We start from the raw sequence: 14,816 nt of genomic DNA on the forward strand, positions 1-14,816 counted from the left end.
CTAATTTAGTACAAAGAACACATATTCATACATGACCAATACAAACTTCATTCGCTTTTGCTGTATGCTACTGCCCTTCATCGGGTTTTGGGCAATGCCCGCAAAAGCAACACACATTGTAGGCGGCGAAATCCAGTTGGCGCATGTGGCCGGCAATAATTACAGGATTACGCTCAATGTGTATTTTGACGCTGTTAATGGTAATCCGGCCGCAATAGATCGTCCTACAGTACGCATTGCCTCGTTTTCAAAAGCAACCAATCGGTTGATTCAGGTGTTTGAGTTGCCTCTGGTAGAAGAACGCCCTGTAAATTATACAGTACCTGCCTGTGCTGTCGGGCAGATCGTAACAAGGCGCATCACCTACATTAGTAATGTTGTTCTCAATCCGAATATCTACAATGAAGCGGCAGGCTATTACCTGAGCTGGGAGCGCTGTTGCCGTAATAATGTGATAGACAACATTGTGGCTCCGGGAAGTGCCGGGCAGACTTTTTACATGGAGTTTCCGCCCCTCATGCGCAACGGCGTGCGTTTCATCAATTCCTCGCCCAACTTGACCCCGCCCGTAAGCGATTATGCCTGTGTGGGGCAGCCATTTACTTTTAATTACGGGGCAACTGATCCCGATGGAGATCGCTTGGTCTATGAACTACGCACGCCGATTAACGGTACAAGTACACAGGTAAATCCTGCACCTAATCCACCCAATCCCGGGCCTTATCCGTTGGTTCGCTTCGTACCCGGTATTGGACTGGCGAATATGATTCCCGGCAGCCCACCTTTGCAGGTAAGCAATACGGGCGTGCTGACGGTTACGCCGCGGACTGCGGGCTTGTATGTATTTGCTATTGGGATTTCCGAATTCAGAAATGGTGTGAAAATTGGCGAAACGGTTCGGGAATATCAATTATATGTACTGAATTGCCCGCGCAGCCGTCCTCCGGTGGCGCAGATAGACAATCCCAATCGTCCCGGAACCTTCCTAACCGCCCGCGATACGATCCGTTTCAGAGTAGATGATGCCAACCGCTGCGGTACGCTTGCGCTCTCCGATCAAGACCCGAATACAGTGCTTACCATCAGTGCGCTGCCGATTAATTTCACAGGGGCTGATGGCTTTACATTTCCGGGAAGGGTTGCGCTGCCCAATGGCGGAACAACGCGTCAGCAGTTTTGCGTACCTGAATGTCCGCAGCGCTTCGATGCAAACGGACGACCGCTGCCCTATACCTTCGATTTGATTGTTACGGATAATAGTTGCCCGCTGCCGCAGTCCGACACAGTTCGGGTGAATGTGCTGGTAGAGGTAGCCCCTAATACGCCGCCGCAACTGACAGCAGATCTGGCGCGTTTCGATAGCGTGCGGCGGGAATACACAGTCGAGTTGGAGATCGGGCAGAGCCTTACTTTTAACCTGACAGCCACTGACGGCGAGAGCGATGTACTGCGCCAACTGATGGAGGGAGTGGGTTTCAATCCTGCTGCGCTGGGAATGACCTTGGGCGGCAATCTGACGGGAACGCCGCCTCTGCGCAATACTTTCCAGTGGACTCCGCGCTGCGATTTGCTCGCATCCGGCGAAGCCCAGCGCGAGTATGTGTTGCGCTTTACAACAACCGACCAGCCGCGTTGCCAGCCCCCGCGAAGTACGCAAACTACTGTGCGCATCATTTTGAAAAACAAGCAGCTACCCAATCAGAGACCTGTTCCGACGATTGGAAGTTTGCGGTTTGATCCTGTAGCTCGCGTATTTTACGATACTGCATTTGTTGGCAGCCCGATCAGCTTTCCCGTGCGGGGTACAGATGCCGACCGAGATAGCATCCGTCTGAGCGCCAGAGGTATCGGCTTCGATCTGGCTGCTGTGCGGGCGCAGTTCCCAACGTTGGCTGGTCTGCCGCCGCTGAGTGGTACATTTCGCTGGATTCCGCCTTGCGAACTGGTGGAAAACCTGCCGCCGGGTGCGCATCGCGCCTTCGATTTAGAATTCCGCGCACAGGATTTTCAGCTATGCCCGCCTGCTACTTCCGACTCTGTAGTTCGTGTGCGGCTTTTTGTCAAAACGCCTCCGAACCTGCGCCCTGAGGTGCGACCCAACTTGCCGTTTGATGCGCAAACTCGCACCTATGTTGATTCGGTGGTCGTAGGGCGGGCTTTCAACTTTACTGTACAAGGAATTGATAATGAGCGCGATAGTGTACTGCTGCGCTTGCAAGGTATCAACCTGAACCCGCAGGCACTGGGCATGGTATTCCCCGATGTGCGCGGCAGAGCGCCCGTCAGCGGCACTTTCCGATGGCCGACCGCTTGTTCGATGCTGGCAGACAGTACCCGTGCGCAGGATTTCTTTGTCAATTTCCTGATTAATGATTTTGACGAATGCGGTCGTCCTAAATTCGATACGGCGCGTGTACGGCTGCGTATTTTGCCCAATACAAGCCCCAACAGGCGGCCTGTAGCAAGTGCGGAGCTTCCGCTGCGGGCCGGTTTCACCAAATTTTATGTAGATACGGTAGAACTTGGCAGACCTTACACCGCCAATATTTTGGCTGATGATGCCGACCGAGACAGCCTGCTGCTTCGTGCATTGCCGCAAGGATTCAATCTGGCAGATGTAGGTATGCGCTTTACTGATCGCAGTGGCAGACCAGTGCTGCGCTCTGCGCTTACCTGGAACCCTGATTGTGATTTACTGCCCGATCTGGCGCGGGGCGTATTCAGCCGTACTTTTGAAATTGATTTTCTGACCCGCGATTTCAGGGATTGCCAGCCTTTTGCAAGTGATACCATTCGCGTGCGATTGGTGCTGCTTTATCGTCAGCAAAATAACCGTGCACCTGTAGTTACGGCAGATTTGACAGAAACTTCGGCTAAAAGCTATTTCCGCGAGGTACGTGCAGGGGATCAGGTGCGTTTTACTGTCCGCGCTACCGATGCAGACAACGATACGCTGACACTGGTAGGTGCGCCTAATGGTTTTACTTTGGCAGCAACAGGCATTTCAATTGTTCCCAACCCTGTTACAGGGCGCGGAATGGTGCAAAGTATATTTACATGGCAACCCCCTTGCAGCCTGCTGACCAATAACGAGCCGCGAGAGTTTCAACTGACGTTTATTGCCACTGACAGAAAACTGTGTAACCTGAACCGCTCTGATACGATCCGCGTAACGCTGCGTTTGCTGCCTGTACCGAACCCGAATCCACCTGTAATCAGCGCTAATTTGACGCAGGTACCGCAAACCCGTCGTTATCAGGTCAATATTCTGCCTAGGCAGCCGATTAACTTCGATGTGCGCGGCGACGATCCCGATCGCGATATTATCAGCATTTCGGCCGAACCAAAGGGTTTTTCGCTGGCAGAGTTTGGCATGAGTTTTCAGAACAGGGAAGGCGCTGCACCTTTGCAGGTGCCATTTGCATGGACTCCCGACTGCGAAATGCTGAACCGCCGCCGCGAGTTTGATATTCGTTTTACAGTTCGCGATAAGAGCGACTGCGGACTGAGCCGCACAGATACTATTTTGGTACAGATGCGCTATGCTGCCGAGTTTGATTTGCGCAATTTTCAGCCTGCTAATGTCTTTACGCCTAATGGAGACGGCATCAACGATACGTTCCGCATTCCAAACTGGCCGCCCGACGACTGTCGGAATGAGTTCTTGAAAATTGAGATTTACAACCGTTGGGGCAGGTTGGTTTTCCAAAGCGACCGCAAAGATTTTGAGTGGGACGGTAAGGGATTCCCTTCGGGCGTGTACTACTACACGATTTTTTTCACCAACAGCAAATTTAAAGGTACGGTAACGAAAATTGATGAGATGTAGTCGCCATGACGAGGACACAGACAAGATTTTTTGCCTTATGGATAGGTTTTTATGCGGCGATACTACAATTTGCTGCCTGTGCACAGATCCTGCGCAATCGCGCCGATAGTTTGGAATACTATATCTGGCAGGCGGCATGGGAGCAGCGACGGGCGTCAGAGCAGGCCTTGACTTTGTTGCAGAACAAGAATAACCTGCTGCCTTTTGATGCACTTGAAAATTATCAGTTTGCAGCCGTTTCTATCAGCGATGGGCCCATGCTGCCCGATTTTGAGAATACCCTGCAACTCTATGCCCCCGTAAAACTCTTTACGGCACGGCGCAGCCTGACAAAAGAGGCAGCGGATGCGTTGGTAACAAAGTTGAAGCCCTTTAATGCTGTCATTATCGGATTGCACGGGAAGCCGGATTTGCTGGAAAGTACACGCACGATCGAGTCGGACGTGGCTTATCTGATCAGCAGGTTAGACAAGCAAACAAAACTTGTGCTGGCTGTGTTCGGTAGCCCGATCCAACTGCTGCAAATAGACCGTCTGGACAGGGTAGAGGCTGTAGCGCTCACCTACGACGATACGCAGGATTCGCAAGAATTGATGGCGCAAGCAATCTTTGGTGCGATTGGTTTTCAGGGAAAGTTACCCTTTCATCTGCCACCTATTTTTCAGCGGGAGGCGGGCATAGCTACACAGCCGCTGGGACGGTTGAAGTTTACTTGGCCCGAAGAGTTGGGACTTTCGCGCCTGCAACTGCGCGCAACCGACTCTATTGTCCGTTTTGCTATTGAGCGGCGGGCTATTCCCGGAGCTGTAGTGCTTGCCGCCAAAGGTGGTAAAGTTTTTTATTACAAATCTTTTGGGTATCACACTTTTGACTCCTTGCTGCCGATGCAGAAAAACGATGTGTTCGATCTGGCATCTCTTACCAAAATCTGTGCATCTGCTGCCGCCCTGATGAAATTGCAGGACGAGCGAAAGATAGACGTGGAAAGACCTTTTTCGCGTTACGAAAGATCTTGGGCTAAAACAGATAAAAGCCGTCTGACACTTAAGGAAATACTGACGCATCAGGCAGGTTTAAAGGCTTGGATTCCTTTTTGGCAGAACGCTCGCCAGCCCAATGGTGCATTGCGTAGCACAGTTTTCAGCAAGGATTCTTCGGCTGCTTATCCTCTGAAAGTTGCTGATCGCTTGTACATCCAACGCAATTATCCCGATAGCCTCCTGCTTCAGATTCGTAACTCACCTTTGGACAAGCGCGGCGAGTATGTGTACAGCGATCTGTCTTATTACTACTATCCAAAGTTGGTTCGCAGGCTTTCAGGGCGGAGCTTTGATGATTTCCTGAGCAGGAATTTTTACCAACCGCTCGGCGCAACTACGCTTACTTTCAACCCCTTGCAAAACGGCATACCGCTGCGCAGCATCGTCCCGACCGAATTGGACATAGCGTTTCGCCAGCAACTGCTGCATGGAACAGTGCACGACGAAGGTGCAGCAATGATGGGAGGCATTTCGGGGCATGCGGGGCTGTTTGGCAACGCCGCAGACATTGCCAAACTGATGCAAATGTATCTGAACAGAGGGCAATATGCAGGCAAGCAATACATCCGCCCCGAAACGATCGAGTACTTTACGCGCTGCCACTTTTGCGACAGTAAAGACCCTACCAAAGGCAACCAGCGAGGCATTGCCTTTGACAGAATGCGCGGCAACAACACTGCCCCCTCTGCCTCGCCGCAAAGTTTCGGGCATTCGGGTTTTACAGGGACATTTAGTTGGGCAGATCCTGCCAACGGACTGCTCTATGTATTCCTTTCCAATCGCGTAAATCCTTCCCGCAACAATAACCTCCTTTCAGATTTGAGTACGCGGACGAATGTACTTGAGTCGTTTTATCAGTTGTTCCGACAGTAAAAAAGGCTGAATACAGATTGTTTGGCTACATTTACGCTCGAAATTACCGAACAAAAAGGGATTGCTACACAATCGAATGATGGATCAGTCAACAGAAAATCAGGAACAATGGACGGAAATTATCCGCCCTGAAACCCCGTGGTGGGATCTGAAACTGAGGGAGTTGTACCGCTACCGCGATTTGGTACGCATTTTTGTCTGGCGCGACTTTGTGGCTGCCTACAAACAGACGCTGCTCGGCCCGATGTGGCATTTTATCAACCCCTTTGTCAGTACGATTATCAATACCATCGTATTTGGGGCCATTGCGCAGATTCCTATGGAAGGTATTCCGCCTTTTCTGTTTCAATTTACCAGTATGATGTTTTGGAGCTATTTTACGCGCTGTTTCAATGCTGCGCAAAATACTTTTCTGGGCAATGCAGGTATCTTTAGTAAAGTTTATTTTCCAAGACTGGCAGTACCCGTATCGGGTGCTATTTCTGCACTTTTTCAGTTTGGTATTCTGTTTGTTTTTTATGTGTTGTGTGTTGCATGGTATAGCTGGCAGGGCAAATCAATCGCGATTAACTGGCTGTTTTTTGCATTGCTACCCGTGTGGCTGCTGCTTTTCGCGATGACGGCAATGGGACTTGGTGCAATCGTGGCTTCGCTAACTACCAAATACCGCGATCTGAATCTCTTCGTTGGCTATGGCTTGTCTATATTGATGTATATATCTGCGGTAGTATTCCCTTTGTCTGCTGTTCCGGATGGCTTCCAGCGCTATGTTAACCTGAACCCGATTGTACCGTTGATGGAACTGGGTCGTCATGCGCTGCTCGGCGTTGGCGAGGTGAGCCTCAGCGGCTTACTGATTAGCACCGGCTTTGCCATACTGATTTTCTTTGTGGGCATAGCTATGTTCAACCGCGCCGAACGGACGTTTATTGATAGTGTGTAGGTTCACAACACGAGTTTTGAGCTATAATACCATTATGAATTGCATGATGGGGCCAATCGAGGCTATCCAAAAAGGATGAATGTAGCACAGATGTTGATCTATAGCTGTTTGATTATCAAGTGATTAACAAATCACATACTAAAGTCCCTGTTACTTTTGGGACAGTCTCACGAAGCACAAAAAGGGGAGCAGGGATGATTTCCATGTTACCAATGCCTACGGGATAAAATCTTCGTGGTACATGATTCATTTCAGTGTTACCTTGCAGCAAATGGAAATTCATCAACCTGACTGAAGTGGCTATGGAAACGTGGCAAATCATCCTCTTACTGATCCTGAGCTATATTTCGATCAATATTATTGCTTTTCGGATACAAGAGCGTTTTTTGTTTCGCCCTGAAAAATTGCCGCAGCATTTTAAGTACAAATACGATTTTCCCTTCGAAGAACTTTTTTTTGACATAGAACCGGGCGTTCGGATTAATGGACTGAAATTCACATCCTTACAGGAAGGTCAGCCCAAAGGATTGATTATGTATTTCCATGGCAACAGCCGAAGCATCAAAGGTTGGGGAAAATACTCGACCGATTTTACGCAACATGGCTACGACGTTGTGATGATTGATTATCGAGGCTTTGGCAAAAGCATCGGGCGGCGCAGCGAGGAAGCCCTGAAGAAAGACGCGCAGTTTGTCTATGACCAACTAAAAGCAGATTATCCCGAAAGTCGTATTCTGGTCTATGGGCGCTCGATTGGATCGGGATTTGCTACCAAACTGGCTTCTGCCAACCACCCGCGCATGCTGATTTTGGATGCGCCTTACTATAGCATGAGCCGCGTGGCTAAGCGCTACCTGCCGTTTCTACCGATTCCATGGATTTTGCGCTACCCGATCCGTACCTACACGTGGATTAAGTACGTTAAGTGTCCGATCAAGATTCTACACGGAACCCATGACCGTTTGATTCCATTTAAACAAAGTGTTGATTTACAAAAACTCATGCCGCATCAAATAGAGCTTTTTGCCATTAAAAGCGGCGGACATAATAATTTACCGCTTTTTAAGCAATATCACGATGCGATGCATAAAATTTTGACTGAAGCGGAACACTTATCCGACGATCGTTTCGATATTCGCCCTGACTTATTCTGATATTAGGGAGTATTTGGCAAAATGTAATGATCGTTTGCCTGTTCATAAATAAACATAGCAGGCCTGAAAGACCTGCCATGTTTCAGGCAACTGATTGATGATGATTTGCATCTCACTCTTTTGTAAATAGTGTAAGATACTACTCGTCTAAAATCGGTCTGTTTATATGCTATGCAATTCACATGCGGATTTAGAACTGGGCCTCTTCTGTGGAACCTTTCAGAGCCTGAGTAGAGGCTTGTCCATTCATTACAGTATTCTGAACAGCATCAAAGTAGCCCGTACCAACAAACGCTTGATGCTTAACAGCGCGGAAACCTTCAGCGCTTAGTGCAAACTCTTTTTGCTGTAATTCAGAGTAGCCCGCCATGCCTTTGTCGCGGTAGGCGCTTGCCAATTCAAACATACTTGCATTGAGCGAGTGGAAACCTGCCAGCGTGATGAACTGAAACTTATAGCCCATTTCGGCGATTTTTTCGCGGAAGGTAAGCATCTCTTCGTAGCTCAGTTTGGAAGCCCAGTTGAAAGACGGTGAGCAATTGTAGGCCAATAGTTTTCCGGGATACCGTGCGCGGATCGCCTCTGCAAATTCGCGTGCCTCGCCCAGATCCGGATGAGAAGTTTCACACCAGATTAGGTCGGCAAAAGGTGCATAGGACAGTCCGCGACTGATCGCTTGCTCAATGCCGTTGCGGACTTTGTAGAAGCCCTCTATGGTGCGCTGGCCGTAGATAAACGGACGATCGCGCTCGTCTATATCACTGGTGATCAGATTGGCAGCATCCGCATCGGTACGGGCAATCAAAAGGGTTGGTACACCCATTACATCGGCTGCCAGCCTTGCTGCTACGAGTTTATCTACTGCTTCGCGGGTCGGAACCAATACTTTACCGCCTAAATGCCCGCATTTTTTGGCACTGGAGAGCTGATCTTCGAAGTGTACGCCTGAGGCGCCGGCCTCAATCATGGCTTTCATCAATTCAAAAGCATTCAGATTGCCACCAAAACCGGCTTCCGCATCTGCCACAATGGGCGCAAGCCAATACTTATCGTTGTTGCCTTCCAATGTCGCGATCTGATCGGCGCGGAGCAAGGCGTTGTTAATTCTTTTGACTACCATCGGCACTGAGTTGGCCGGATAAAGACTTTGGTCCGGGTACATTTCGCCTGCCAAATTGGCATCTGCCGCAACCTGCCAGCCGCTTAGGTAAATCGCTTTCAAACCTGCTTGCACTTGCTGGACAGCCTGATTGCCTGTCAGCGCACCAAGCGCAGCTACGTAATTTTCGCTGTGCAATAGATTCCAGAGGCGTTCCGCGCCCATGCGAGCGATCGAATACTCCAAAGTAAAACTGCCTTGCAGATTGATTACTTCTTCTGCTGTGTAAGGACGTTCGATGCCTTTCCAGCGTGGGTTGATTGTCCAATCAGTTACTAATTGACTGATGCGTTCTTGTTTGTTTTGCATGATTGACAAAAAATTTACTTAATGAAAATGTATTTTAGATGAATCTGTGTGCTTGTGTTAAGCCAGTAGTTGGTAAGCCCGAATGGTCAGAAAATCTTCAAATTCGTTGGAAAGCACCTGCTGATCAAGCAATTCGGCAGCAGTGATGAGTTTATCGGCAAAAGTTTCAGGGTATTGTCTTATCAGTTCTTCCAAGATTTGCGCCCGCAAGTTGCGGTAAGTTGCTTCATCGAACAGTTCGCCATTTACGGAAATACGGTGATGCAGCCATTGCCATAGTTGCGCACGTGAGATTTCAGCGGTAGCGGCATCCTCCATCAGGTTGTTAATCGCTACAGCGCCCTGTCCTTTGAGCCAATAGGCTGTGTAGAGGATACCCACGTGGATATTAGTTTTGATGCCTTGTAAAGTAATTTGACCTGGCGTTGCCTGCGCATCGAGCAGTTGATCGGCTGTAACGGCAACATCTTCGCGCAGACGGTTTTTCTGGTGCGGTTGCTCGCCAAGTATGCGGTTAAATACTTCTTCTGCAATCGGTACAAGTCCGGGGTGTGCTACCCATGTGCCGTCGTAGCCTTGCTGCGCCTCGCGCTCCTTATCGGCTCGAACATTGGCAAATGCACGTGCATTGATAGTCTCGTCCTTGCTGGGAATAAACGCCGCCATACCCCCGATAGCGTGTGCGCCGCGCTTGTGGCAGGTAGCAACGAGCAACTCTGCATAAGCCCGCATAAAAGGAACAGTCATCGTAATATCGGAGCGATCGGGCAGCAGAAAAGCGCGATGCCGATGAAATTTTTTGATAAAACTGAATATATAATCCCAGCGACCGGCATTCAATCCCGCCATGTGTTCGCGGAGTTCGTAAATAATTTCATCCATTTCAAAAGCTGCTGTAATGGTTTCGATCAGTACAGTCGCCTTGATCGTGCCATGTGGGATGCGCAGGTAGTTCTCCGCTGCGGTAAATACATCGTTCCAAAGTCTTGCCTCGCGATGGCTTTCTAACTTAGGCAGGTAGAAATAAGGACCTGAGCCGCGGGATAGCAGTTCATGTGCGTTATGGAAAATATACAAACCAAAGTCAAATAGCGAGGCTGAAATAGGTTCATTGTTGATGCGCAGGTGCTTTTCGACCAGATGCCAGCCACGTGGACGCACTTTGAGCACGGCAGTTTGTTCCTTGAGTTCGTACAACTTGCCTTCGGGCGAACGGAAATCAATGGTCTTGCGTACAGCGTCATACAGGTTAATTTGTCCTTCAAGGCAGTTTTCCCATGTCGGGCCGTTAGCATCCTCAAAATCTGCCATGAAAATTTTTGCACCTGAATTGAGTGCATTAATCACCATTTTACGATCTACGGGGCCGGTAATTTCAACGCGGCGATTTTGCAGGTCGGCAGGAATGGGTGCTACCTGCCAATCGCCTTGACGAATGTGTTCAGTTTCGGGTAAGAAGTCTGGCAACTCGCCTCGATTAAAAGACGCTTGCCGTTCCTTGCGGTGGGCGAGCAGATCCTTGCGACGCGTATTGAAACTCTCGTGCAAATGGTGTAAAAACTCTAGTGCTGTGGGGCTGAGGATTTCCTCCTGTTGCGGCGTTACGGGCGCTAAAAATTGAATGGCGGTATCTGTCTGCATGGCTTCCATATCCTGTTGGTGTCTGATGTAATTGATGATACAAACTTACAAAAGAGAAAAACACAAGTCAAGCGAATTTTCGCAAAATAAATTTTTTCGCAAAATGATTTTTTTAAGCGAAAGGCATCAGGGAGGTCTCAGAGCGGGTATTGCGCTGCTTGAAAAGCCCAAAAATTTTTTTAGCTTTACCGAAATTCTTTTTTTGAGCGAAAATTCGCTGGAATGTTGTGTGGTGTGATCAGGTCAAGCAAAGTATTTAATGAACTGGCGTAGTTCTTTATATTTCAAGCGAACTTGTGTATTTTTACAAAAAAGCCACATTTTAAGCCATGTTGATTGAATTTAGAGTTGCTAACTACCGTTCCGTAGGTGAGGAGCAGATTATTAGTCTGCTTCCGGCGCGGCAACAGCAGGAATATCCGCAGAATATCTTTCACGCAGGTCGCTTTGAAGCATTGAATGCGGTTGCTTTGTATGGCGCTAACGGTAGCGGAAAAAGTAATCTGCTAAAAGCAATTGGCCTGCTGGAGCGTCTTGTCAAGTATTCAGCCAAAGACTCGTCAACTGTAAAGTTGCCCTACGACCCTTTCTTGCTGCGCCAAGGCTGGCAGGAGCGCCCGTGTACCTTAGAAATTACTTTTGTTATTCCGCCTTCACGCTATCGTTACGGGCTGATTTTCAAGGCTGATGCGGTGGAACAGGAATGGCTTTTTCGTAAAACAACAGGGCGCGAAGTGCTGCTGTTTCAACGTGAGGGTGAGACGATTGACATTAAGCACGGGTTCAAAGGCAATAAGTCAGTGATTAATATTGCTGTTGATGCCACCCGCGCCAATGGTCTGTTCCTTTCAACAGCCGATATGATGAACGTAGAAGAGGCTGTCAAAATTATGAGCTGGTTTCGCCATCTGGTAAGCATTGACAGTTTGCAGCTTGCCAACAATCCTACGACATTAAATCTACTGCAACAGGCTGATTATCAGACGCTCATTCGGCATTACTTGCAAAAAGTCGGCGTAGGGCTGGCAGATATTGAACTTACAGGAGCGTCTGATGAAAATAAGGATAATTTACGAAAGCCAATACCGATACAAACCCTTACGCCCAAAGTACAAGCTGCACATAAGTTATATGCAGAAAATGGCAAGCCGACAGCTAACCTGCTTCGCTGGGATTTTGATGAGCGGGAATCTGCCGGAACAAAGAAAGCCTTTCATCTGAGCGGGCCTGTACTGTGGACGCTGTTGAATGGGGGCGTACTGATAGCCGATGAAATAGAAGCAACATTGCACCCGCTAATGACCCTGCAAATCATTGAACTGTTTCTGAATCCTGCAACCAATCCCCGACGGGCACAACTGATTTTTGCCACACACGATACCAACCTGCTCAGCTACGCACATCTGCGCCGCGATCAAATTTATTTTGTAGAAAAAAACGACTGGGAAAGCAGCGAAATATATGCACTTTCCGATTTTATCTATTACACAGATAAGCAAGGCAGCGCAAAGCCTTCCAAAGAACGCATGGATGCCAATAAAGAAAAGCGCTACATGGAAGGGCGCTATGGCGCAGTGCCGCTGCTGGGTAAATTTCAAGAACTTATTCGGCAGATGCAATGGCAAAAAGAGGCAAGCTAACAGGTAAGGAAGCGCGCAGTGAGATCAGTCGTCCTATTCGCTGGCGCAAGTACAAGCATTTTATGCTGATTATTTGCGAAGACCAGAAAACAGAACCTGCTTATTTTGAGCGTTTTACTTTACTTTTTCCACCTGAAACAGTTTTTATCAGGACAGTAGGTACAGGCAGGAAGACCAAAGGCATTGTAGAACAGGCAATCCGCGAGCGAAACCTGCTACATGAGGAAGCTAAAAAAGAAGCAGATGAGGTTTGGCTTGTATTTGACAAAGATGATGAAGGTAATAACCCAACTACGTTGCAAAATTTTGAGGAGGCGTGGGGTAATGCGATTGCTGAAAATTTGAATCTTGCATTTAGCAATGAGGTGTTTGAATTATGGCTGCTGCTACACGTAGCAGATGTAGCCCCCGATCATCCGATAGGCAGGCAAGAAGTTTATCTGCGTTTACAGGAAACTATACGGCAGTACCTTAGTTACGATAAGTTTGAGTATGTTCATGGCAACCTTACTATTTTGGACATAATAGAGGCAATAGGCAATGAAACGGAAGCTATTCGGCGTGCGCAGTTATTGGAAAACTTTCATCAAAAAGCAGGAAATAAGCCACTGCAAGCCAATCCGGGTACAATGGTGTACCGGCTGATAATTCAGTTGAGAGACCTCATTGCATGGTATAATGAATAAAACTAACGAAAAACTCTATGTCCCGTCCTCCTATCCGCGAATCGGCAGTTAAGCTACTTTTTGGTTTGAAAATCAGACAGTTGCGCAGTGAAAAAAATATTTCTCAAAGCGAACTTGCCGAAAAGGCAGGCCTTTCGGTATCGTATCTCAACGAAATCGAGAAAGGAAAAAAGCTGCCTAAAATTGAAAAGATTGCCCAGTTGGCAGATAGCCTCGGCGTAAGCTACGACTGGTTGGTTTCACTTCAGACCCAAAAGAGTCTCAAACCTGTCGCCGAATTGCTGCGCACCAACTTGCTGGAAGAGTTGCCGCTGGATTTTTTTGGGATAGATAAGTCTCAACTATTTGACATTCTGTCGGTTGCGCCTGTAAAACTCAATGCCTTTATCAACACCATCATTGAAATCAGCCGCAACTACGGCATGAAGGTAGAGCATATTTACTTCTCGGCGCTGCGCTCCTACCAAGAAATGCACGAAAATTATTTTGACGATATCGAGCAACAGGTAGAAGCCTTTAAAAAGCAACATGCAATTCATCATTTCCCGCTGTGTGCGCAAGAGCTGATCCGTATTCTCAGCGATGCGTACAACTATCGCATCGAGGAAAATGGGCTTTCACAACAGCCTGAATTACAAGAACTTCGTTCGGTAACATTGAAGGGTAAACAGCCGCGGCTGTTGCTCAACAAAGACCTAAGCGAGACGCAAAAATGCTTTATTCTGGGGCGCGAGCTGGGCTTTCAGTTTATGAAAATCACGGATCGCTCTTATACTACCTCGTGGGTAGAGGTAAACTCTTTTGATCAGGCAGTCAATAATTTTAAAGGGTCATATTTTAGTTGCGCACTTTTTTTACCTCGCGAAGAGTTTCTGGCAGATCTGCGAGCCGTTTTTCAGTCCAAAGCCTTTCAGCCTGAGCTACTGCTGCAACTGTTGGATAAATACCAAGTTGCCCCAGAGTTGTTTTACCACCGATTGACCAATTTATTGCCGCGTTTTTTTGGGTTGCATGAGCTGTTTTTCCTCCGTTTCAACAATCGGGCAGGTACAGACCTCTACGATTTGAGCAAAGAACTGCATCTCTCAGGTTTGCAAGCACCTCACGCATCTATGCTCAACGAGCATTACTGTCGTCGTTGGGTGTCCATTCAGGTCATTCAGGACTTGCGGGCAAAGCTACAGGCAGGCGAGGCGGACGTATTGTGCAAGGCGCAGCGCTCCAAATACTACGGGCTTGAAAAAGAGTACCTGATTCTGAGTATGGCAAAGCCTTCGTTTAAAGGTTCGCCTATAATTCACAGCGTTTCGATTGGCTTGCTTGTCAATGATGCGCTTAAGAAGAGTATTCGCTTTTGGAACGATCCAGCAATTCCCATCCGCTTAGTAGGTGAAACCTGCGAGCGATGTATTGCTACGGACTGCGAGTCGCGGGCAGCCGAACCGACGATCCGCCGTCAGGAGCAGCGCATCGCTAATCTGAAAGCAGCCCTTGAAACCTTGCAGCGCGAGGATTAGAAACAACTCTTTTCATTTTGCCGCC

At 48.3% G+C, this 14,816-nt stretch carries 9 protein-coding genes; 7 read left to right on the forward strand and 2 right to left on the reverse strand.

The features are described 5' to 3' along the window. The first annotated feature begins 31 nt into the window (after nucleotides 1-31). The 4 genes from ACWIP2_RS11040 (at nucleotide 32) to ACWIP2_RS11055 (ending at nucleotide 7,839) form a co-directional block, all read left to right on the forward strand. Nucleotides 32-3,829, forward strand: a complete 3,798-nt coding sequence (locus ACWIP2_RS11040) for a gliding motility-associated C-terminal domain-containing protein (protein ID WP_448519987.1) — start codon at nucleotides 32-34, stop codon at nucleotides 3,827-3,829. Between the two features lie 5 nt (nucleotides 3,830-3,834). Further along, a complete protein-coding gene (locus ACWIP2_RS11045; protein ID WP_448519988.1) occupies nucleotides 3,835-5,742 on the forward strand; it encodes a serine hydrolase domain-containing protein in 1,908 nt (635 codons plus the stop codon). A 76-nt stretch (nucleotides 5,743-5,818) separates the two neighbouring features. Further along, nucleotides 5,819-6,685: an ABC transporter permease gene (locus ACWIP2_RS11050; RefSeq protein ID WP_448519989.1), complete on the forward strand. Its 867-nt coding sequence runs from the start codon at nucleotides 5,819-5,821 to the stop codon at nucleotides 6,683-6,685. A gap of 302 nt (nucleotides 6,686-6,987) precedes the next feature. Beyond that, nucleotides 6,988-7,839: an alpha/beta hydrolase gene (locus ACWIP2_RS11055; RefSeq protein ID WP_448519990.1), complete on the forward strand. Its 852-nt coding sequence runs from the start codon at nucleotides 6,988-6,990 to the stop codon at nucleotides 7,837-7,839. Nucleotides 7,840-8,029: 190 nt separating this feature from the next. Here the strand turns inward: ACWIP2_RS11055 and aceA are convergent, their stop codons facing one another. Further along, entirely contained in the window at nucleotides 8,030-9,307 is a 1,278-nt protein-coding gene (gene aceA, locus ACWIP2_RS11060) for an isocitrate lyase (RefSeq protein WP_448519991.1), read from the reverse strand. Nucleotides 9,308-9,364: 57 nt separating this feature from the next. Next, nucleotides 9,365-10,957, reverse strand: coding sequence for a malate synthase A (gene aceB / locus ACWIP2_RS11065; protein WP_448519992.1), 1,593 nt, complete (start codon nucleotides 10,955-10,957; stop codon nucleotides 9,365-9,367). Between the two features lie 320 nt (nucleotides 10,958-11,277). Here aceB and ACWIP2_RS11070 point away from each other — a divergent pair, with 320 nt between their 5' ends. Genes ACWIP2_RS11070 through ACWIP2_RS11080 form a run of 3 tightly spaced genes read left to right on the forward strand, consistent with a single transcriptional unit; the run spans nucleotide 11,278 to nucleotide 14,791 of the window. Beyond that, entirely contained in the window at nucleotides 11,278-12,588 is a 1,311-nt protein-coding gene (locus ACWIP2_RS11070) for an AAA family ATPase (RefSeq protein ID WP_448519993.1), read from the forward strand. Continuing rightward, entirely contained in the window at nucleotides 12,567-13,274 is a 708-nt protein-coding gene (locus tag ACWIP2_RS11075; protein WP_448519994.1) for an RloB family protein, read from the forward strand. Before ACWIP2_RS11070 ends, ACWIP2_RS11075 begins: the two co-directional genes overlap by 22 nt. A 17-nt stretch (nucleotides 13,275-13,291) precedes the next feature. Further along, nucleotides 13,292-14,791, forward strand: a complete 1,500-nt coding sequence (locus tag ACWIP2_RS11080) for a helix-turn-helix domain-containing protein (protein ID WP_448519995.1) — start codon at nucleotides 13,292-13,294, stop codon at nucleotides 14,789-14,791. Nucleotides 14,792-14,816: the final 25 nt, after the last annotated feature.

The sequence above is a fragment of the Rhodoflexus sp. genome (assembly GCF_053489755.1).